The sequence below is a fragment of the Halodesulfovibrio aestuarii DSM 17919 = ATCC 29578 genome (assembly GCF_000384815.1).
GTDB classification, from domain to species: Bacteria; Desulfobacterota; Desulfovibrionia; order Desulfovibrionales; family Desulfovibrionaceae; genus Halodesulfovibrio; species Halodesulfovibrio aestuarii.
In genome coordinates this window covers 513,476-535,308 of record NZ_ARQF01000021.1, presented here as the reverse complement: position 1 = coordinate 535,308, position 21,833 = coordinate 513,476, and the positions used below count along the sequence as shown (strand labels likewise).

Sequence of the window (21,833 nt, the reverse complement as noted above, 5' to 3'; positions counted from 1 at the left end):
ATCAGGGCAAGTAAAAAGCAGTGCAAAAGAATAGAACAGCATTTATTGCTGTCAGAAAGGAATGCAGGCTGCATTTACTCTCTTTCATCCGGACTCTAACCGTCGGCTCTGGAATCACACCAGATCTGCTGTCCTTCGCAAAGCGAAGCGCTCGCGGGCTTTCCTAAAGAGGATTACCGCCGGTAGGGAATTACACCCTGCCCTGAGAATAAATTCGCGTTAACAAAATGGCTATATGGTTCCAGCCGTTGTGTCAACATAACTGGAACCATTTTATCAATATTTTTACGCAACCTCACCACCGCAAACAACGGTGAACGAGCAACTACCATCTTTTTTTGAATATTCTACAATTCTATTACGTCCAAGATCTTTTGCTTCGTAAAGAGCTGAGTCAGCCGCATCTAACATCAAAGCACCTAAATTTTCCAGTCGGAAGTCATAGGCGTGCGCAAAACCACATGAAACAGTCATCTGAACATTACGCCTAATAATACGTCCCTGATTATCCCGAATAACGAAATCATATGTTTCAAGACGAGAGCGAATAGTTTGTGCGATATCAATTACGTCTGCTGCGGCATCTCCAAACAAAAGAATCGCGAACTCGTCCCCACCGAACCGGCAACAACAAACATCTGAATCATCGTGGTTCCTATGTGCAACCTCTTGCATTATTTGCGAAAAAGTCTGCAAGGCCTGATCACCAATGCGGTGACCAAAACGATCATTAAAGATTTTTAAGTTATCGATATCCAAAAGGAGCAGACAAAAAGGTTTTTCAGCATGTTCCCATGCGTAAATCCCTTCTTTCAGACTTTCATCAAAGGCACGACGATTAAACAACCCTGTCAGGCCATCTGTTTTGCAAATATACTCAAGACGCTCGGCATCCTCTTTCAAAACAGATATAACATCCTGAAAAGTACTTCGGAGCTGTGCAACAACGTCCTCCGGATCCGCACCACTACGAACCGCGGCCACACTGGATTCTTCCAGATCCTCAACAACACCTTGATGACGATAGACACTTTTCCGAAAATCATCTGCTAAATCGACAGATTCCTGCAAGGCCTCTTCCAACCTCTTTGCGTAAGAGCTCGCAAGAATCGCTTGATATTCACGCAAGACAAAGCAGTATTTCTCCTCAGAAAAATCCGAGCCTTCAAGTGTCGTTATCAACAGGTCAGCTACTGACTTTTTTTGTTCTTGAGCATAATATGAATACTTCTGGGTACTGCGTAAACATGTGAGCAATGAACGCCAACGATCATCACGAGGAACCCCCAAGCGCTCAAAGAGATCACAATATTTATGACCTACATCAAAACGACAAATTTTTTCTAAAGGATTACCAGAGTGCAACACCGCCCCCTTACATATACAGTTCGGCAATAATTTTCTTAAAAAAAGGCACGTGATACATTTTCTATTGTTCTAATATCTCAGTATCATTAGGCCACAGCTTACAAATTCGTGCTGGAGCATATCCATTATAAAATGCATCAACAGCAGAGATAAAGGGAACTTTATTCTTGTTTGCAATCTCTTTGGAAAATTTACAATCTAATGCAAAGAAACGTCTGCTACGTCGGTTCCCTATAACGCTTCCGGTGTTTTTAAAGTAAGGGATTATCTTATCCCACATCCCCACTCTTGCATCCATGGCCTTTTTTTGTAGTTTTTCAAGTTCAGTTATATATGAACTCTGCTTCATACCATGTGGGTAGACAAAGGCCATGCCATTCTGGACAAGTAACGCTCCTAAATCACACCCGTTGCGCAATCGAACAATTGCAACCAATCTTTTATATCTATCGTTTGCAACAATTTTTTGTAACGAAACTTCACGTCCAAGAACTTTACTTCCTATAAATTTTTTAGCTATACTTGAAAAGTACTGTTGCTTTCTTTTTTTATCCCCAAGTTCTGGAGTATCTACAAATGCAATTCGTACTTTTTTTCCATTTTCAAGAATCAACGTATCGCCATCAACAATTGCAGTTACAACATGTGTAGTATCGGCAAAAGCACTTAAAGCTGTAGCATATAAAAAACATAAAATACCTAAAAAAAATATTCTCTTCTTCACCATGAAAACTCCTGTGACAGTTCACAAAAAAGGCGACTTCTAATGAAGCCGCCTTTTTTTTAGTTTTCGTAGTAAGACTTGAGCGTCTGACTCCGAACCGGATGGCGTAATTTTCGAAGCGCTTTTGCTTCAATCTGTCGAATACGTTCACGTGTAACGTTAAACAACTTACCAACTTCTTCGAGAGTATGGTCAGATTTTTCACCGATACCAAAACGCTTACGTAATACCTGCTCCTCACGAGGAGTCAGATCTGCAAGGACACCTGCAATTTGCTCACCCAATTTAGTGTTTACCACTTCTTCAGCTGGAGCAACTGCTTTCTTATCCTCAATGAAATCACCCAGACTGGAGTCTTCTTCGTCACCGATAGGAGTTTCAAGAGAAATAGGTTCTTTTGCAATCTTCAGGACTTTTTTTACCTTATCGATCGGGTAGTCCATGCGTTCTGCGATTTCTTCAGGTGTCGGATCACGTCCAAGTTCCTGAACAAGGTAGCGAGAGGTTCTAATCAACTTGTTAATAGTCTCAATCATATGCACAGGGATACGGATAGTGCGAGCCTGATCCGCAATCGCGCGGGTAATAGCCTGACGAATCCACCAAGTCGCATACGTGGAGAACTTGTAACCACGCTGATATTCGAACTTATCAACAGCCTTCATAAGACCGATATTGCCTTCCTGAATAAGATCAAGGAACTGCAAACCTCGGTTCGTATATTTTTTAGCAATACTTACAACAAGACGCAGGTTGGAACGGATAAGCTCCTGCTTTGCGCGCATAGCCGCGGTGTTACCATACTTAATGCGCCAGAGAACTTCTTCAAGATCTGTAACATTGTGGCAACACTTCTCTTGCAGCCGATGCAGAATTTCAATCTTACCAAGAATCATTTCCTTAAAGGAGAATAACTCGTCAACGGTAAGTCCAAGTTCGTCCGCTGCAACAACAGGATTCACTTCGCGATCATCAAGCTGTTTAAACAAAGTCTGAATTTCAGACTGGGTTTTTCCGGTTGAAAGAATATATGCCGAAAGATCTCGCTGACAGTTATGCATCTGCCGCACGTAATCTTCAACAGTTTCGATGACACGGTCGATAAGAGTTTTTTCCAGTTTAATATCACGAAGACGTATAACAATGTCTTCTTTGTACTGCATAATCTCTTTCTGCAAACCGTATACTCGACGCTCGAGAGTACAGCAATCATCAAGCTTATCGTAGATCTTTCTTTTCTTTTTGTAGATGTTACGAATCTCGTCCAAAAGCTTGATAACACGCTCTCGCTGGTTAAGTTCGTCTTCGCTAGGATCATCTTCCTCGATGGTCTTAACTACGTCTTTCAGCTTAACACGGTTCTCTCTAAGGTCTTCACCAACGCTTACGAGTTCTTCAACAGCCACAGGCACTTCTACGAGTGCATATAATACATCCTGCTCACCAATTTCGATCTTTTTAGCGATAACTACTTCGCCATCACGATCGAGTAACGGAACTGCACCCATTTCACGCAGATACATACGCACGGGATCCGTGCTACGTGACGCGTAATCGGTACTTTCTTCTTCTTCGTTAAATTCAATAACGTCTTCAGAAGGCAGGTCTTCATCGTTGTCAGCATCGGCAACAGGAATTTCATCCTTGGCTTTGTTGGTATCAACAATAGCAATATTCAACTGGTCAAAAATCCCGATAATTTCTTCAACCTGTTCGGGAGTATTCACTTCAGCCGGTAACGCTTTGTTGACCTCTTCAAAGGTCAGGAACCCGTTAACCTTGCCCTTCGCAATCAAGGACTTGATTTGCTGGATGTCCTTAATATTCCCCATTGGACCTCCCCAAGGATTCTTTTAAGGCCAGAAGAAAATCCATCTCTGCATCCTGTTCGCCCCCCTCTGTGATGTGCCGCATTGCGGCTACTAGGGATTGCCCTTGCTGTTGGCGGCGAGTTCTTTCCAGGAACATACAGACGTCGTTCAATTCTTCCTGTTCTTTTTGCATTGCAACCGCATCTACAATACGGTGCTTGATCCAAAATACTTTTTCTTTACCTTCAAGGTACTCAACGGCATCATTGCCGTAAGCAGAAATTTTGTTCCAGAGCGATTCAGCCCATAAGGACTGCAAAAGTTCTATTCCGCCATATTGTTCCAACGTGGGAATATGATGTGGATACCGTACTACAAACTGCAACACTCGCTCTTCCAATGAAGCAGCCAACACAGGACGCGGGGCAGAGCCTTGCGTATTCTCCTGTCTTTTTCTCCAATTGCCGGACTTGTCGCGTTTTCCTCTTTGCGAAAAAGAAGAGTCCGCTCTGGCCTGAACAGCCTTTTTCGGTGCAACAAGCTGACGTAATTCAATTTCATCCAGTCCAAGTCCGGACGCAATACGGGACACATAAAATGAACAGAGTTCAGGTTGTTCCATATTGCTTAAAAAACGGGTAGTCCAATCCATTACATCACGTGGTGCATACATACTTACAGTTGCAGTGCAATATGCTAAGCCGTCCGGAGATTGCGCAAGCAACCTTTCAAACGCCTCTACTCCGCGCTCATGTAAAAAACTGTCTATGTCTTCTCCGTCTGGCAACAAAACAACACGACACTTCATTCCCTTTGTCAGGATCATTTCACAACTTTTTAACGCAGCTTTTCGCCCCGCTTCATCGCCATCAAAAATGAGATCAACGGAAGAACAAAAACCGCCAAGTCGCTTAACTTGATCGGGAGTAAGAGCTGTCCCGAGCACCCCGCAGGCATTTTCAAAACCAAACTGATGCAACGTAAGTACATCCATGTACCCTTCTGTTAAAAAGGCACTTTGGGTCGAAGAAATAGCTCTACGTGCTTGAAAAAGTCCGTAGAGATGCTCACCTTTTTTATAGATTACTGAGTCACTACTGTTGATATACTTCGCTTGATCACTTTTTCCAATGATTCTACCGCCAAAAGCGATAACTTGTCCGGAAAGATTTTTTATCGGGAAGATAAGTCTTCCACGAAAACGATCATACATCCGACCACGGTCATTGCGTGACAAAAGACCAGCCTCAGCAGCCTGCTTCTGTGTCATCCCCCTTGCAACAAGTGCATCTGAAAGGGATTGCCACGAATCAGGTGCCCAGCCCAGCTCAAAGCGCTCGACAATCTCCGGCGTAAGTTTACGCCCTTTAATGTACGTTCTGCATTCCCGCGCATCATGTTTGGAAAGATTTTGCTGAAAGTGATTTTTTGCAATGTCATACATAGTATAACACTGCCTTTTAAAATCACGCTCTTCTTTCGCATGCGGGTCTGCTTTATATTCAGTAAGTTGAACTCCGGTCTCTTCTGCAAGCAATTGCAGTCCTTCCCGAAACTCTAGTCCGTTTACTTTACAAAAAAAGTCAATAACATCGCCAGCAGCCTGACATCCGAAGCAGTAATAAAAACCCTCATCTTCATTAATAGAAAATGATGGTGTTTTCTCCTGATGAAAAGGGCAAAGCCCCATCCACCTGCCACCAGCATGTCGCAACTCCATGTAGCGACGTGCAACGTCAGCAATATTCAGACGGGCTTTAATTTCTTTTACAGCAGAAAAACCGCTTGTTGTCATAGCTGATCCAGAATCGTTACGATACCCAGAAGACATTATCGTAATTCAACGATAGTCATTCCGTCACCACCAAGATCGGCAGGTGCAAGACGGAATGAAGCAACGGCAGGAGCATTTTTAAGATAAGAATGAATCTCACGACGCAATGCGCCTGTACCCTTTCCGTGCACTACTTCAAGCTCTTCAATATTGCTCAAAAGAGCCTTATCAATAAAAGAGTCAAGTTCACTTATAGCTACATCAGCACGCTTTCCACGTAAGTCAACCCTAAAAGATGTTTTACGTTCTGCTTTTACTGTAGTACGCGAGGCTTGAACAGTTTTATTTTCTTCTTCAGCAAAGGAAACATCTTGTAAATTCACCCACATAGCAACGCCGGAAAGGTTAATCTTCACTTTTCCACGTTTATCATCAATTTCTTCTACAACCCCTGATTTTTTCCAAGGATTGTATTTTAATGTCTGACCCGGCTTAATTTCCTGCGGAGCTAACGCTTCCACTGTCGGCTGACCGGCCTTATCTGCTTCAACAAGCTTTTGGCGAGTTTTTGCCAATTCTTTCAGAGCCTGCTTATGCGTAATTTTTTGTTTCTTTAGCTCGTTAAGAACATTCTGTGCTTCTTTTTGAATGTCTCCAAACAACTTATCACGTTCTCGTTCGTACCGTGTACTCAGCTTTTTGCGACGTTCTTCAAGACGCTGACGCTCTGTATCAAGCTTGGCAACCTCGCGTTCTCGTTCAACAGCCAAGGTATTAAGACGATCAATAAGCGCAGAAGTATCTTCTCCGTCCATGAGCAAGTATTGTTCTGCACGACGCAGCACATAATCCGGCATACCGTGTTCACGCGCAACATCAAGAGCCTGAGACGCACCCACCTGGTCATAAGCAAGACGATACAAAGGCTTCTTTGTACTTGGGTCAAAAAGAACAGACGCCGCACGAACCTTATCGTTCGAAAGTGCGTATGCCTTTAACGCAGGAAAATGTGTTGCCGCGCACACATACGCTCCACGGTCGAGCAGCTCGTCGATAACAGCCTGAGCAAGCGCCGCACCCTGTGCCGGATCAGTCCCTGCACCAAATTCATCAAGAATAACAAGGGTGCTGTCGTCTGCGGCATCCCAGATAGCACCTAAATTCGCAATCTGAGCTGTAAACGTAGATACATTTTCTTCAAGACTTTGTTCATCGCCGATAAAAGCAAAAATATTTTTCCAGAATGGAATGGAGCTGCCTTCTTTCACAGGAACAGGCAAGCCGCTCATTGCCATGATAGCAATAAGCCCGATAGTTTTAAGACATACCGTCTTACCACCTGCGTTTCCACCGCTTATAAGCAGGGCAAACTGGTCTTTCTGAAGCTCAAGAGTTACAGGAAGCGCTCCACCTTCAGCGAGGGCAAGCAATGGATGCAGTGCATCAACAAGATGCAGATTCCCTTCATTACTAAAGTCCAGTGCGACACCATTAAATTTGGAAGCTAAAGCACACTTTGCGAGCAGAACATCCACATGAACCATCAGATCATACACGCCGTGTAATGCACCATAGTTGGCGCGGACGAGACCTGTCAGGAACTCAAGGACTCTATGCTCTTCTTCGCGCTCCTGCTTTTTCAGTTCCGCAAGCTCATTGTTGAGATCAACAAGGAACATCGGCTCGAAATAACAGGTTTCACCAGTCTGAGAATAGTCATGGATGATACCTTGCACTCTGCCCTTAAAGTTACTTTTTAGCGGCAGCACATAACGATCATTTGCAAGTGTAATGTACTCATCCTGAAGATATTGAAGGATGCCGTGTGAATTAACAAAATCCTTAGCTTTACGAGTACAAGTCTGGTGGATTCTTCGAATCTCCTGACGTATTAGCAAAAGCTCAGGGGTACTGTTATCACGGATGAGACCATCATCCCCGACACAACGGGAAAGACCGGAAGCACACTGCTCCGGCCAAGGAAATTTATCCACCATAGCCAACAAAAGCGGCCAAGGTGATTCTTCTGTACTTACACGAATGGAAGCCCGCAGATCCCGTGCCTGAACAAGCACCTGACGCAGTGCCCAAAGATCATCAAGATCAAGAACTGCGGTCGGGGTATCAATAAAACGGAACATTCCTGCAAGATCAGGAAAAGAAGAGAGCTTTACAGTCACGGTACGCATCCATTCCTGTCCTTGCCTAAATAACTGCGCTTCTTTTTGCGCATCATTATAATTAGACACAGGAGAAATAGACAAACACGCATTCGCGCCTGCCTCCGAAACAGCAAAGTCCGCAAGGCGCCCAAGCACCTTACGGAACTCTAAATTGTGTATAGTACGCTGCTCCATAAAACTATGCGAGCTTTGCGCGAACTGATGCGCTCAGTTTTTTACCGTCAACGCGACCCTTGTATTCTGCCATAATAGCATTCATTACCTTACCCATATCTTTCATACCGGCTGCACCGGTTTCTTCTACGGTTTTGGTAACAAGTTCTTCAAGTTCTTCATCGGAAAGCTGGCTTGGCAAGTAAGTCTGCAAAACTTCGAGTTCTGCAGCTTCGACTGCAACAAGGTCTTCACGATTTGCCGCACGGAACTGTTCAATAGAGTCCTGACGCTGTTTCGCCTGCTTCATCACAACATCAAGCATTTCCTCATCATTAAGTTCACGCTTGAGGTCAATCTGCATGTTTTTCGCAGCAGTTTTCAGATGACGCAGTACACCAAGTGCAACTTGCTCCTTGGCTTTATAGGCAGTAATGTAATCTTTATCGATCTGCTGAATAAGGCTCATGCTGTCACTCTTATGTAATTTTTGCATAGAATAATGCGGGGATCCGATAACGAATCCCCGCCAAGAAGCATCTATAGATGCACCCGCCGTAGCGGTAAACGCAGTACTAGTACTGGTTCATCTTTCTCATCTTCTTAAGAAGACGTTTACGGGCAGCTGCTTTCTTCTTCTTACGCATTACGCTAGGTTTTTCGAAATGCTGACGTTTTTTCATTTCTGAAAGAATGCCTGCCTTTTCTACCTGCTTTTTAAAGCGTCGAAGCGCGATGTCGAAGTTGTAATCACCATCATCGAGATATACGCCTGGCATGAAATATCACCACCTTCATTACTTAATACCTCAAGCACAAGCATGCTCAAGACAAGAGCGTAATTTACGGCCTGATTTGTTTTTTTGCAAGTTATTTTTTACATATTACACATAAAAAAAGCCTACTGAGAACAGTAGGCTTTTTTTAACAAACGAAAAATTAGTGACTGTGTCCGGAACTTTCATGTCTAGCATGAAGAGCGGACTTAAGAATTACGTAACCCAGTCCACCAAGAATTACGAACAGAACAGCGTAGAGTGCTCCGAAGAATACGAAGTGGTCAGGCATCCACCAAGGAATATCCTGAGGCAATGCACTGTGCAGAGTTTCGCCATGCAGCATAACGGTCTCCTACTACTTAACAGCTTCTTTAAGCAGTTTTCCCGGGCGGAATTTAACTACTTTAGTTTCTGGAATGATAATTGGCTCACCGCTCTGCGGGTTGCGTCCCAAGCGTTCTTTACGCTCTTCAACAACGAAAGTGCCAAAACCGGTCAAAGTCAGTTTACCTTCAGCCACAAGAACATCCTGCACAGATTCAAGAAATGCGTTCAGGGAGCGTTCTGCATTTGCTTTAGTAAGATTTGCTTTCTCAGCAATTCGTTCTACGAGTTCCGCCTTGGTCACGGCCACGTCCTCCTCTCTGGGAATTGCAATACATTTTGCCAAAGCGCACACACTCTAGCTACAAAAATATTACTGTTAGTTGAGATATAAGCCCAAACTTGTTAGTCGATACCAGATGAATGCAGCATATGCAACGGTTTATACGCTCTTAAAGCCTTGAAAACAGGGCTTTCCTACTTTTTTGGGCAGCTTTTCAAACCATCTGCCAGCAATTGAAACTGACGAGTTGTAAGCGTCTCAGGCCTTGCAGATCCTTGCACGCCGGCATTTTCAAGGGCTTTTTCAGCACCTGAAGCTACACAACCCTTTAAAATCTTCTGCAATTGCTTTCGACGCTGTTGAAAAGTCACTTTAAGTAACCAAGAAAGAGCTTCTGGGTCAAAATCACGTTCTTCGGCAGGAGTCGGCACAAAACTCAAAACAGCAGAATCCACCTTGGGACGCGGAATAAACACCCCCGGAGGAACGATAAACTCCCGTCTTGGCTTACAAAAACTCTGTAACCAAACAGACAATGCCCCATACTGTTTGGAAGAAGGGGTAGCAACAATTCTGTCCCCTACTTCTTTTTGAATCATAAAAACAGCACGTCTTAAGCCGGAAGCCTTACTTAAAATATCCCACATAAGTGGAGAAGCAACATTGTAAGGCAGATTACCAATAACCTTCCACGGCTTTTCAGGAGTTAAGTTCTCCCACGGAAACAACAAGGCATCTGTAAGCACAACCTGCAACGCAGGATTACCGGCAGGCGGTTGGCGCTTATGCTCGTGTGCCCAATGGTGATCTTTTTCAAGAATCGTGAACCATGCCGGTTTACGGTCATGAATAAGATGTGTCAGCGCACCCGGGCCCGGGCCAATTTCAATAACATAGTCTTCTGCTTCTATGTGAAGCGCATCAACAATACGGTTAGCCGTATTTTTATCCTGCAAAAAGTTCTGCCCCAAACTCTTTTTTGCGCGAGGTCCTTGCTTAATATCCAATGCCATGAGTGTATATCCAGACAGGCAGCGCTACTTTGCAAAAGCAGATGCAAAAAAGCTGTCTACCCATTTAAAAATGTCGTTTTTGCGGATTGATTCCCGCATTCTGTCCATTCGTCTTTGCCGCATCTTTTTCTCCATCGTATATGCCTGATGAATAGCAGCAGCAACACCTTCTACATCAAAAGGATTCACCAGTATAGCCCCATTTCTAAGCTGTGCGGCAGCACCGGCAAACTCACTGAGCACCAGTACTCCCGTACGCTCCACATTGGCGGCACAGTATTCTTTGGCAACAAGATTCATCCCGTCACGAAGCGGCGTCACCAGAGCAATACTGCAAGCGCGATAGTACGCAATCAATTCGTCAAAAGACAAATTTCTATATTGATAATGAATCGGAACATAGCCCGGCACTGAGAACTCACCGTTAATCTGTCCGACCAGTCTTTCAATTTCTTTTTTTAACTCTGCATACATCGGGATAGCTGCCCTGCTTGGAACAACAACCTGTAGTAAACTAAGTTTACCCTGAATTTCTGGATGGTCAGTCAACAATTGGTGCATTGCTCTAAGGCGATGTGGTATCCCCTTCGTATAGTCAAGACGGTCTATTCCCAAAATAACCTGACTGCTCGGCAACGCCTTATGTACCTGCTGTGCACTCTTACGAACACTGGCTGACCGAGCCGTCTTATAAAATTTTTTATAATCAATGCTAATAGGAAAGGCACCGATCTTCACAGTGCGTGAACCAATTTTAGCACGTACAACCTGCCCTCGGCCGGATACGGTAACATGCGGTAACAAAGCAGAAACAGCCCGAATGAAGTTGCGCCTGTCGTGCAAGGTTTGAAGACCAATTTGATCATACTCAAGAAGTGCCTCCAACAATTCAGCACGCCATGGTAGCCGCTTAAAACAATCCACACTGGGAAACGGTATATGAAGAAAAAAGCCAGTGCGCCTGCAGTCACCTGCTTCACGCATATATTTTGCGACATGCATCAAATGATAGTCATGCACCCAGACATAGTCGTCTTCATCACCACTTTCGACAGTGCGAAATGCAAACAACGCATTCACATCTAAATATGCCCGCCAGTATTCAGGGTTAAAATTGCACTCAAAATTAGAGGCATGAAACAACGGCCAAATAATCTGGTTAGTAAATCCAAAATAAAAGTTCTCAATCTGCTCTGATGTCAACCCAACCTGTCGCAGTGTGTACCCTGTATCCTCTGAAAAAAGACGCAAGGCAGCATCAACCCCCTCAACGTCCGGTGCGCCGGCCCAGCCAATCCATACCCCCTTACTCGCAGTAAGCACAGGCGACAATGCCGTTACCAATCCACCTGAGACAGGCGAAGAATGACATATCCCCCCATCACACTCCAGTGAAACGGGTAACCTGTTTGAAACGACAATAACACCCTGGTCTTCTCCAATAGCTTTGGGCATGGGAACTCCTTACAAATTGTTCAGCCTATAAGAATACCCAGCTTACCCTGATGAGACAATGAGAGTTCCCAAGAAACATGATGAGATAAAAAAAGCCCCGCACTGCATTTGCCAGTGCGGGGCGGAACATCAAAGTACGTTAGTTATGAAAGAGCAGACGCGGTTGCATTCAAAAATTCAACGATATGAAGACCATCAGACTTCTCGGACAACAACCATCTAGCCGCAGATGAGCGTTTCTCCCGTCCTATCAGAATAGTATAGCTTTGTTCTCCCAAAGCACGGAATGCATCTTCATCTGTCACATCGTCACCAATATATGCAACAACAGCATCTTTAGGCTCCTCTGAAAGGACAGAATGAATAGCTCGAGATTTATTAATTCCCGGGACACGCACTTCCACTCCTTCATGGAAATCCAGAAGCTCCAGTCCGAAATTTTCTGCAATAGGTTCCAACAACTCTTCAAGATCGATTATATACTGCGGAATCAGTTCCGCATTGATACTGCTCACATGTGCAGCGACACTGTTGGGTTTGCATTCAATGGCATGGTCACCCAATAAAACTGCTACCCTTTCAGCAGCAATGCGAAGCCCCTCACGGGCTTTTTCGGGAATAGACACCAAATCCAGCTGCCCAGATACCCGCAGGTGCTCACCACCATGAGAGCCCCATGCCTCAAAGGGTAAACGGCTTTGCAACAGAGGCTGAAGCTCTTTCACCGGACGACCACTGACAAGTACTGTACGACAATGCTTAATAACCAACAACCGTTCCAGCGCCTCACGAACACCGGGAAATGGGCGGGCGTTATGACGGTCTGGAACTAACGGCGCCAATGTGCCGTCATAGTCAAGAAAGAGAACAGCTCTGCGGCAGGCTGCCAGTTTTTGTCCAAAATCAGCTTGCTGTTCAACGGTCCAAGGTTTGATCATTGCTGCTCTGGCCTCCATGCTTACTCTTATATTTATTTATAAGTCGTATCATGCGGCGTTGGCGGAAACGTGCAACGGCCCTAAACGTAATAATGTATGACAAAATGGAGCATGGTATTGCCATTGCCAGTCCGCCAGCCATCATAACGACAACAATCCCGCCGCCTTGTGCGAAAAGTTCTTTCAACTCCATATGGTGAGGATCAAACGTTACATCAATTGGAATAATCAAGTTCCCAATAATAAAACACGCTGTATAAAAAGGCACCCAGTTCAACGGATTGGAAATCCATGTTCCAGCAGCTGCTGCAATTTTACTGCATCGCAGCACAAAGGCCAACGCAACAGCCACGACCGTTTGGAACGGAAGAATAGGCAGGCACCCCGTAAAGACACCAGCGGCCACACCCAACGCAACAGAATGCGTTGAAACCTTCAAACGCATTACTCGTAAGTAATTATATCGTATAGCTCGTTTAAATGATTCCCAGAACCGCACCAAAAACTCCTCGTTTCTAATCTTTACGACAAAGTATCAAATCGTAAAAATTGAATTACAAGCCCGGCGCGCCCCTGTGTTGCAGAACGCAAGTCCGTTGAAAACCCGAAAAGACTGCACATAGGGGCCAATGCCTGCACCATTTTAAGCCCTGCGCGGTCAAAAAGGTTTTCAACTTTTGCGCCCTTTGCGCCAAGCAAGCTAATAGCGTCCCCAACGTTCTCGTCAGGAACAGAAATCTCTACATCCATTATTGGCTCAAGCAACTCCGGTTTTGCGTTCTCAAGCGCAGTCTTAAGAGCCATACCTGCGGCCATTCGATAACCAGGTTCAGAAGAACATTCATTGCGTTTAATTTCTGTAATAGCAACGTCTACATCCTGCACAGGATATCCTTTAATAACACCGCATTGCAAACCGTCTTTAACGCCCTGCTCAACAGCATCAACCCATGCATCCGGCCATTCAGTGGTATCAAATGTAAACCGAACCATGTTGCCGGCATCACGATCACGAGGAGTAACCGTCAGGCTTGCGTAACCGTAATGACGTTTATCTCCTAATTCCCGATCAAACTCTTCAAAAGCAGAACCTGTACTGCTGATTGTTTCCTGATAAACAACCTGCGGGTTGCCCACACGCGGTGTAACATGAAACTCTCGACGAAGACGATCTACAACAACCTCAAGATGAAGCTCACCCATGCCGGAAATAACACGCTGTCCGGTTTCAGGGCTTTGTTCATACTGTAATGTCGGATCTTCAAGTAATAATTTTTGCAACACTTCATCAAGCTTATCGGCCTCTTCTGAATTAGCCGGCTCAAGCGCACGCGAAATAACAGGTCGATACCCTGCAATATTTTCAAGCAAATATGGATGTTTTTCTGTCGCAAGGGAATCGCCTGTTTTTGCGAATTTCATTCCGGCCAGAGCAACAATCTCACCTGCGCGCGCTTCTTCTACCTGCTCCCTGTGGCTTGCATGCAACCGATAAAGACGGGCAGGCTTTTCTTTTTTACCCTGTGTGACATTCAGAATAGAGTCACTAGAACGTAGCATACCGGAGTAAATACGCGCCAGCACCATTTTACGCCCTTCATCCATGTACACCTTAAAGGCAAGAGCGCCTAAGGGACTCTCCGGTGAAACAACAAGCTCCTGAACCTTACCAGTTTCCTGTATAATTGCCTTTGGTGCAGGAACACTAAGCGGCTCTGGAAGATAGTCAAAGACACCATCCAAAACACATTGTACGCCCACATTTTTCAAAGCAGAACCACAAAAAACAGGAGTAACGGACAAATTTAGTGTCGCTTTGCGGATACAATCCTTGATCAGTTCAAGTGGAACATCTTCCCCGCCAAGGTACATTTCCATGATCTCATCATCAAAATCTGCAACCGTTTCGAGTACTTTTTCCCGCCATTTTTCAGCAAAAATCAACTCTTCACCTGAAAGAGGAGTGCGCGTGTAGTTGCGGCCTTCAGACTCTTGATCAAAGTCCAGACGCTCCAGAGTCAAAACGTCTGCAAGACCAGAAAACTCATCACCCTCTCCAAGAGGTGCCACAAGCAACAATGGATTAGCTTTCAGACGTTCGCGCATAGACGCAAGCACAGAAGTAAAATCAGCGCCAAGCCTATCCATCTTATTTATCAAAGCGATTTTAGGAACATTAAATTTTTCTGACTGGCGCCATACAGTTTCGGATTGCGGTTCAACACCGCCAACAGCACAAAAAACCCCAATCGCACCATCAAGCACCCGCAATGAACGTTCAACCTCAATAGTGAAATCAACATGCCCCGGAGTATCGATAATGTTAATAACACCGTTTTTCCACTCACACGTGGTGCAAGCTGAAGCAATCGTAATTCCTCGTTCCTGCTCTTCCGGCATAAAATCCATGGTTGCGGTACCTTCGTGCACCTCGCCCATGCGATAAATTTTATCAGTGTAGTACAGGATTCGCTCAGTAAGCGTAGTCTTTCCAGCATCAATATGTGCAATAATGCCAATGTTTCTCAAGCCATGCAGATATGAAGTCGCGCTCTTGCTCATTGAATCCACCTTCGCTCAAATGAGATGTTACACTTCAGAAAGAAGAGAAAAACGGCGATGCGTAAACCACTGCGGCAATAAATCCGGCCAAATCCAACAGCCTTCCTGTCCTGCTCCTAAAGAAACAGGAACTGTATCCACCACAGTATCAACAACATCACCTTCACAGCAAACCGCAGCAACTGAAGGCAACGATGCAAGATCGTCCACCGTAACATCAACAATGTTCAAATCAGGATGCGCCCACGCCAATAGCTTTCTATCAAAAGACCCGCCCGAAAGAACACCAATACTCGTGAACTGAGGTTCGAACCACATAGAAACACCGTTACTTGGAATTCCGGCGTCGTGTACAACCTGTAGAGCAGTGTCACCAAGAGCAAGAACTCTTCCGCTAAGTTCAGCACCAGAAACCGCTGCCATAAAAGCTACTGTTTTTTCTGTATCTAACTGCACAGCCCGCTCAATGCCTGCCAGTTCAAGCGCGGCAAGGCATTCCGCCGCAACTGGCGCATCACCAGTAAAAACAACAAGAATATCTTCGACACCGCTGAGCAAAGGGATCATTGCTGCCGCCAGAAGACGTACACCCGACATATAGGCAGAATCCACAACCACAGCAGTCCAATCTACCGGTCGGCTTTCTGCAATAGAAACATGTCCCTGCCGCCAGTGTCGTTCCTGCCTTCCCCACATAACCTGAGGGGTTCCGTACAACACATGAAGTCGGGCAATTGTAGTTTTCAACCATGCACGACGGTTATCCGGTACGGCATCATATGCTGTACCAAAACGATCGTCATCGACAGAGAAAGCATCTAACCATTCAGAAAAAAAGCTATTTTCAAACATACAATCTCCATACACCTATAGTAAAGCGCATGACAAATGTTATTGCTGTAAGGAAAAATTAATTAGGTAGCAGTACTGCCGGAAAGCGTCATAGAAGACGTTTTCTTAACACGGGAACGAGTATACCAAAGCACTCGCCCAAGGGTACCCGCTGCAAACAGAATGTTGGCAAACCAAGCACCAAGTACGGGGTTAATATAGCCCCGTTCACCAAGAGCACCAAACCATGTAAAGAGTGCATAAAATACGAAGGTAAGGACAAGCCCGACAGAAATGTTTATGTAAAGGCTGTCTCTCCAAGTGAGGAGCATCAATGCCACCAGCCCCATTACTAAGACTGCCGTGGCGTAGGCAATTTTCTGCTGATACGCTGTTTGAAGAGCTTCAACGTTAGAACCGGATGACTTCAGTCTATCTATAGCTGCTCCAAGCTCCCATAATGCCAACTTGTTCAAGTCTGCATCAGCAGATACTGTTTTAAATACACCCAGCTTCTGTTGTATCGGCAAAACTAATTTCGGGATTGTCGATTCGACATAACTACCCGGTTCTGTGCGCAGCACGGAGGTCAAGACCCAGCCCTCAGGCTGAATTGAAACACGCTGCGCTTTAATAACTTCCTTAATAGTGTCACCCTGTTCCAACACACGCAGAATGGTGACACCCTCAGCAGTTTCATCATTCAGATGAGCCACACCAAGGTTGATAATATACTCATCTTCAATGAACCATATATCACGGACTGTAGTATTGGCAGCCGTTTCTCCTTGTACCTCTTCATTCCAGATACGCCGCGATTCAACATCGCCCATTACCCCGAGAAACTGTGAAAAACCAAGCTGAATCACAGCCCAAAATAATCCCATGTACACGATAAAACGGGCAAGCGACACAAAAGAAACGCCACCAGCCTGCAACGCTACAAGCTCTTTGTTACGGGACATAACACATAGTTGAACTGTGCAAGAAAGCAAAAATACCGCAGGAAGAATCTGCGAAACAATAAGAGGAAGCTTGCAAATAAAATACATGGCAACGGTATAAAAACCGAGTCCAGCTTCGAGAAAGTCATCCAGCTTTTCAAATAAGTCGGTCAACAAATAAACGGCGGTGCCAATCCCCAAGATAAGCAGCATTAAAAAAAGGTTCTGCTTAAGCATGTAGCGAGTTAAGAGCGACATGTTCCATCACCTTTTCCTTTGCGACGATTGAATAATACATGTGTAATCATGGCAGTAACATTCACTGTTCGTTCTTTTGCAGTAAAATATAGTCCTGCAATTGCTAAACAGCCAAAAAGAACGTTAGGAATCCAAAGGGTAATGTCCGGAGAAAAACCACTGCCACTTTCGCCACTCTTCATCCCAATAGAAAGCAGGCTGTAGTAAACAAGGAAGTTCCCGAGAGCCATGACAACCCCCATTTGCTGCCGCATCCCTTCAAAAGCACATGCTAACGGCATGGCAAATAAACCAAGCACAAGACAGGCAAACGGCATCGCCCAGCGCTTTGGAATTTCAACATCCGTTTTGTGTATAAAGGATCTACTCTCAGCAATGGATGGATCTTTCTTAATGGCCTGTAGTTGAGAATAAGACATGCCGGAAGGACGAAGTTTGCCTAGATGGACGCCCTTCACTAGCTGCGACAACGCAAGGCGGACTACATACCGATTAAAGCCAAGTACGCTAATCTTATTACCGTTCTGACGGTATATTTTACCATCATGCAAAACAAAACGGATTTCTCCCTGAGCCGTATCTGAGATAAGTTTTCCTGTCGGAGCAACAATGGTGACCCCGCCTGTATCTCTACTGGTGTCCTGAACAAGCACATGCTCCAATTCTCCTGTTGCAAGGCTGGAGCTACGCGAATAAATCATTAAGTTAGGAATAGATTTATTAAAAACGCCCGGTTGCAGTACAACCTTGGCACGTGTCTGTGCCAATTCCAAAACTGATGAACGGAAATTACTCATGCCCCATGAAATTCCAAACATGGAAACCCAAAGGGTAAGCAAAGTACAAAGCGTTCCAAATACAACTGGTGCCGGGAGTAACTGATATAAACTAACACCGCTTGCTTTCAACGCGACAAGCTCCCTATCAGAGCTCATGCGCAAAAAAGTAAGAAACACAGATAGCATGGTTGCTATTGGAATAATCATAAGCAAAACGGCAGGAATTAAGAATCCAAAAAGCTTCAACATTTCGAGAATCCCGATATCCAGACCAAGAAACAATTCTCGAAGCTGTAAGACCTTTCCGATTACTATCAAAAAAACCAGAGAAAACATCGCCAGACAAAAAATGGATACATGTTCCTTAAAAATCTGTCTGTGCACTAAACTGATATTAAACAGAACAGCCCCCCCTAGTGGTCACTTTCTGATTGTTTAAAAAAATCCTTAAGCATTTCTGCTTCCTTAGGACTCAGGTTAAATCGCATCCCCGCTTGATCCAACAATTTATTAAAATTTTTGGGATACTTTTTTCGCTGCTCATAAATATAGACAACAGCTTTTTTCACGAGCTCACTCTGCGGCATAATAGTAGTCATCTGCGACTCCCCATTGGTAGTAAATACGACCTAAGCCCTTAACATGGAAAAACGTGGTAATCTAACTCACTAACCAACACCTTGCAACTAAGTCTACTATACTGTATTTTTCCGCGGTTGTTGCCATTAACCCTAAACCATATGTGACATATTTATGACTGAACTTTTCTCCGCTGGAATTCTCGGTATTATCGAAGGCTTGACTGAATTCTTACCAGTCTCTTCATCTGGGCACCTTATTATCTCTGGACACCTTCTCGACTATACCGGTCCAAAGGCAACAGTTTTCGAAGTATTTATTCAGCTTGGAGCCATTCTCGCTGTTGTCATGCTGTATCTTAACAGATTTTTAGGATTACTGAAAAACACACCTGAAGTTCCTTTCTCCGGCATACGCGGCCTATGGATGCTTTTCCTTACATCACTCCCTGCCAGCATTATTGGATTACTACTCAGCGGGTATATTAAAACCTACCTGTTCAACCCAATCACTGTTTCTTTTGCCCTTGCGGTAGGTGCAGTCTTCATTCTTTGCGTCGAAAAATATGCTCCAGCACATGATATTGAACAGGCAACCTTTCACTCTTTAGATGAAATGACTCCAAAACTTGCCTTTGGGATCGGCTGTTTTCAGTGTCTCGCCCTATGGCCGGGCTTTTCCCGCTCAGCGGCAACGATCATGGGCGGAATGCTTCTTGGAACACGCCGTACCCTTGCTGCGGAATATTCTTTTTTAGCGGCTGTGCCTATTATGTTTGCTGCAACGGGATATGACGTTCTGAAAAATTATCAACTCTTCACTACTGCCGACATCCCATTTTTTGCTGTAGGATTCATAGTCTCATTTGTTTCAGCACTGGTTGCAGTTAAAGCATTTATCACTCTTGTCGGCAAAATGACGTTTAAACCTTTTGCGTGGTACCGCCTAATCATCGCCCCGTTAGTATATCTTTTCTGGACTTAAATTTTTTTGTTTCCAAAATAACTTTTTTTCAGAAAACGCTTGCATTGTGTTTAAGATTTCCTTAAACACTCTCCCGTCGACACAAAGTACGGCGTACAAGAGATGGCGAGGTAGCTCAGTTGGTTAGAGCATGCGGCTCATATCCGCAGTGTCGGGGGTTCAATTCCCTCCCTCGCTACCACGTCTCTTGAACATAATTTTGATGGCGAGGTAGCTCAGTTGGTTAGAGCATGCGGCTCATATCCGCAGTGTCGGGGGTTCAATTCCCTCCCTCGCTACCAAAAAGAAGACTAGGATCATGGATGAAAATCTATGATCCTTTTTCATTTTCCGGGCCTTCTATTCGTCTGCTGTTCCTGACCTGTAAGTCCAAAAAACCATCTTTTTATGCCTTCGAACTCCGAACAAAAGTAGCCAAAAGGAACGGAACCCAGTGGCTTCCCTCAGCACCCTGTTCTTTCGGCTACTTGCAAGACTACACAGCCAGTACTCCATGCTCCCATAGAATCCTTATTCCTATTCCAATAAGAACAATTCCACCTACTAATTCTGCATAGCGACCAATGCCCTTTGCCTTTGAAACGAATTTTCCAAGATGCAGTCCTATCGCTGTAAAAAGCAATGCTACCACACCGATAACAAGTGCAGGCCACCAAATTGAAAGACCAAGCATAGACAAACTAAAGCCAACGGCTAGGGCATCAATACTGGTTGCAACAGAAAGAACAACAAGTGTCATCCCTCTAGTTGGATCACCTTTAGAATCTTCGCCCTCATCAAAGGCTTCGCGGATCATTTTATAACCTATATATCCCAACAGCCCAAAAGCAATCCAATGATCATAAGCTTCTATAGAAGACCGAACAGTACTTCCTAAGTACCAACCAACTATCGGCATCAGTGCCTGAAATAAGCCAAAATGCCATGCCAACCGAAATGTTTGACGAGAATTGACTCTTTTTAATGCAACGCCTGAAGCAATGGCGACTGCAAAAGCATCCATCGCAAGCGCAATGGAAATAGAAACAAGCTCTATAATGCCCATAAAATTCTCCTATTAGTTACTGCAAAAGCAGCTACTCAGGAATTTGTACTTTTACAAGAAAAAATAAAGCAATCAGTTTTCCCTTTTTTGAATCAACCAACGCCCCCTCCGTTTCTCACTTTCCGAATCCTTCCCTGCCTGGTTTGCCTACCAGCTTTACGAGGTGCTCACTAAGCTGTACACGACACCTAGTTTTGCGAAACGTATCGGGCACTGTCTCCCATCGCTACACCTGAACTAAAAGCTTGGTAAAGCATAGAGACATCCCGTCTTCTCTAGTTTGCTTTTCCCCTCACCATTACAGGGGCAGATTCTCTACGTACGTTTACTCTAAAAGATGGAGGTTCAAATGAATATGAAAGGTCAACGTGTTTTAATGTTTATAGATAATATTTTTGAAGACATGGAACTTCTGTATCCGTACTATAGATTGATTGAAGAAGGTGCAGAAGTCGTAGTGGCTGGACCAGAAGCCAATGTCGTCTACACAGGCAAAAACGGTTATCCATTTCGCTCCAATGCAGCCATTACAGATCAGCAGGCAAGAAATTTCGATCTTCTTGTCATTGCTGGCGGTTTTGCTCCAGATAAACTCAGACGCGACCCAAAAGTGCTCGAACTCACCCGTGAAATCTTCGAAGCCGGAAAAATCGTTGCCCACATCTGTCATGGAGGATGGATTCCTATCTCCGCAGGGATAATGCAAGGCTTTACCTGCACCTCCACTCCTGGGATTAAGGATGATTTGAAGAACGCTGGGGCCAACTGGATTGATGAGGAAGTCGTTGTAGACCGGAACCAGATTTCCTCCCGCAAACCTGAGGACTTACCAGCTTTCTGTCGAGCCATTGTAAAACAGGCAACGAAGTAAAAAACTTCTCTGAATTATAGGACGTTATTCATTCTCTCGGAGCCTGTCCACCAAATTGACTCGATACATTTGGGACTCAACAGTCTTTTCTAACTGCGTATAAATAGGGCAGCGTAAAAATATTTGCTTTTTCCGCTGCCCTAAAAAATTATCGAAATACTCTACTTTCTGTTTT

Annotated in this window: 21 protein-coding genes, 2 tRNA genes and 1 riboswitch; of the genes, 4 read left to right on the top strand and 19 right to left on the bottom strand. The window is 44.6% G+C overall.

Annotated elements, in window-relative coordinates; genetic code table 11:
* Positions 1-72: 72 nt before the first annotated feature.
* Positions 73-214, bottom strand: a riboswitch (FMN riboswitch).
* Positions 215-285: 71 nt separating this feature from the next.
* The 18 genes from F461_RS17935 to F461_RS0113250 form a co-directional block, all read right to left on the bottom strand.
* A complete protein-coding gene (locus F461_RS17935) occupies positions 286-1,365 on the bottom strand; it encodes a GGDEF domain-containing protein (protein WP_020001657.1) in 1,080 nt (359 codons plus the stop codon).
* A 64-nt stretch (positions 1,366-1,429) separates the two neighbouring features.
* The gene (locus tag F461_RS0113330) at positions 1,430-2,095 is read right to left on the bottom strand and encodes a thermonuclease family protein (RefSeq protein WP_020001656.1); all 666 of its coding nucleotides are present in this window, start codon (positions 2,093-2,095) and stop codon (positions 1,430-1,432) included.
* A 56-nt stretch (positions 2,096-2,151) separates the two neighbouring features.
* Entirely contained in the window at positions 2,152-3,924 is a 1,773-nt protein-coding gene (gene rpoD / locus F461_RS0113325; RefSeq protein ID WP_020001655.1) for an RNA polymerase sigma factor RpoD, read from the bottom strand.
* Entirely contained in the window at positions 3,911-5,698 is a 1,788-nt protein-coding gene (gene dnaG, locus F461_RS0113320) for a DNA primase (protein WP_020001654.1), read from the bottom strand. Before dnaG ends, rpoD begins: the two co-directional genes overlap by 14 nt.
* A gap of 35 nt (positions 5,699-5,733) precedes the next feature.
* Complete coding sequence (locus F461_RS0113315) at positions 5,734-8,034, bottom strand: endonuclease MutS2 (RefSeq protein WP_020001653.1); 2,301 nt, start codon at positions 8,032-8,034, stop codon at positions 5,734-5,736.
* A gap of 4 nt (positions 8,035-8,038) precedes the next feature.
* Positions 8,039-8,482, bottom strand: a complete 444-nt coding sequence (locus F461_RS0113310) for a GatB/YqeY domain-containing protein (RefSeq protein ID WP_020001652.1) — start codon at positions 8,480-8,482, stop codon at positions 8,039-8,041.
* A gap of 106 nt (positions 8,483-8,588) precedes the next feature.
* Positions 8,589-8,792: a 30S ribosomal protein S21 gene (rpsU, locus tag F461_RS0113305; RefSeq protein ID WP_020001651.1), complete on the bottom strand. Its 204-nt coding sequence runs from the start codon at positions 8,790-8,792 to the stop codon at positions 8,589-8,591.
* Between the two features lie 160 nt (positions 8,793-8,952).
* On the bottom strand, positions 8,953-9,135 hold the full coding sequence (locus tag F461_RS0113300) for a hypothetical protein (RefSeq protein ID WP_020001650.1): 183 nt from the start codon (positions 9,133-9,135) through the stop codon (positions 8,953-8,955).
* Between the two features lie 12 nt (positions 9,136-9,147).
* Positions 9,148-9,420, bottom strand: coding sequence for an HU family DNA-binding protein (locus F461_RS0113295; protein ID WP_020001649.1), 273 nt, complete (start codon positions 9,418-9,420; stop codon positions 9,148-9,150).
* Positions 9,421-9,593: 173 nt separating this feature from the next.
* Positions 9,594-10,412, bottom strand: coding sequence for a 16S rRNA (adenine(1518)-N(6)/adenine(1519)-N(6))-dimethyltransferase RsmA (rsmA, locus tag F461_RS0113290; RefSeq protein ID WP_020001648.1), 819 nt, complete (start codon positions 10,410-10,412; stop codon positions 9,594-9,596).
* A gap of 24 nt (positions 10,413-10,436) precedes the next feature.
* On the bottom strand, positions 10,437-11,867 hold the full coding sequence (locus F461_RS0113285; RefSeq protein WP_020001647.1) for an alpha,alpha-trehalose-phosphate synthase (UDP-forming): 1,431 nt from the start codon (positions 11,865-11,867) through the stop codon (positions 10,437-10,439).
* Positions 11,868-12,010: 143 nt separating this feature from the next.
* Positions 12,011-12,823, bottom strand: coding sequence for a trehalose-phosphatase (otsB, locus tag F461_RS0113280; RefSeq protein ID WP_082208217.1), 813 nt, complete (start codon positions 12,821-12,823; stop codon positions 12,011-12,013).
* Entirely contained in the window at positions 12,783-13,304 is a 522-nt protein-coding gene (locus F461_RS0113275; protein ID WP_020001645.1) for a DUF2062 domain-containing protein, read from the bottom strand. Before F461_RS0113275 ends, otsB begins: the two co-directional genes overlap by 41 nt.
* A 23-nt stretch (positions 13,305-13,327) precedes the next feature.
* Positions 13,328-15,367, bottom strand: a complete 2,040-nt coding sequence (gene fusA, locus F461_RS0113270; protein WP_020001644.1) for an elongation factor G — start codon at positions 15,365-15,367, stop codon at positions 13,328-13,330.
* 27 nt (positions 15,368-15,394) lie between these two features.
* Positions 15,395-16,219: a hypothetical protein gene (locus tag F461_RS0113265; RefSeq protein ID WP_020001643.1), complete on the bottom strand. Its 825-nt coding sequence runs from the start codon at positions 16,217-16,219 to the stop codon at positions 15,395-15,397.
* Between the two features lie 62 nt (positions 16,220-16,281).
* Positions 16,282-17,400, bottom strand: coding sequence for an LptF/LptG family permease (locus F461_RS17930; protein WP_020001642.1), 1,119 nt, complete (start codon positions 17,398-17,400; stop codon positions 16,282-16,284).
* Positions 17,388-18,563 carry an LptF/LptG family permease gene (locus F461_RS0113255; RefSeq protein WP_020001641.1) on the bottom strand — a complete coding sequence of 392 codons (1,176 nt, stop codon included), beginning with the start codon at positions 18,561-18,563 and terminating at the stop codon, positions 17,388-17,390. Before F461_RS0113255 ends, F461_RS17930 begins: the two co-directional genes overlap by 13 nt.
* A 29-nt stretch (positions 18,564-18,592) precedes the next feature.
* Positions 18,593-18,778, bottom strand: coding sequence for a hypothetical protein (locus F461_RS0113250; RefSeq protein WP_020001640.1), 186 nt, complete (start codon positions 18,776-18,778; stop codon positions 18,593-18,595).
* A 154-nt stretch (positions 18,779-18,932) separates the two neighbouring features.
* Here F461_RS0113250 and F461_RS0113245 point away from each other — a divergent pair, with 154 nt between their 5' ends.
* From F461_RS0113245 to F461_RS0113235, 3 genes are all read left to right on the top strand, one after another.
* Positions 18,933-19,742 (top strand): undecaprenyl-diphosphate phosphatase, encoded by an 810-nt coding sequence (locus F461_RS0113245; RefSeq protein ID WP_020001639.1) that lies wholly within the window; start codon positions 18,933-18,935, stop codon positions 19,740-19,742.
* A 104-nt stretch (positions 19,743-19,846) separates the two neighbouring features.
* Positions 19,847-19,923, top strand: a tRNA-Met gene (locus F461_RS0113240).
* Between the two features lie 23 nt (positions 19,924-19,946).
* Positions 19,947-20,023: transfer RNA gene (locus F461_RS0113235), tRNA-Met, on the top strand.
* 194 nt (positions 20,024-20,217) lie between these two features.
* On the opposite strand, the gene F461_RS0113230 is transcribed toward F461_RS0113235, so the two are convergent.
* Complete coding sequence (locus F461_RS0113230) at positions 20,218-20,787, bottom strand: manganese efflux pump MntP (RefSeq protein ID WP_020001638.1); 570 nt, start codon at positions 20,785-20,787, stop codon at positions 20,218-20,220.
* Between the two features lie 349 nt (positions 20,788-21,136).
* Between F461_RS0113230 and F461_RS0113225 the strand changes: the two genes are divergently transcribed.
* Positions 21,137-21,658: a type 1 glutamine amidotransferase domain-containing protein gene (locus tag F461_RS0113225; RefSeq protein ID WP_020001637.1), complete on the top strand. Its 522-nt coding sequence runs from the start codon at positions 21,137-21,139 to the stop codon at positions 21,656-21,658.
* The last annotated feature ends 175 nt before the right edge of the window (positions 21,659-21,833 follow it).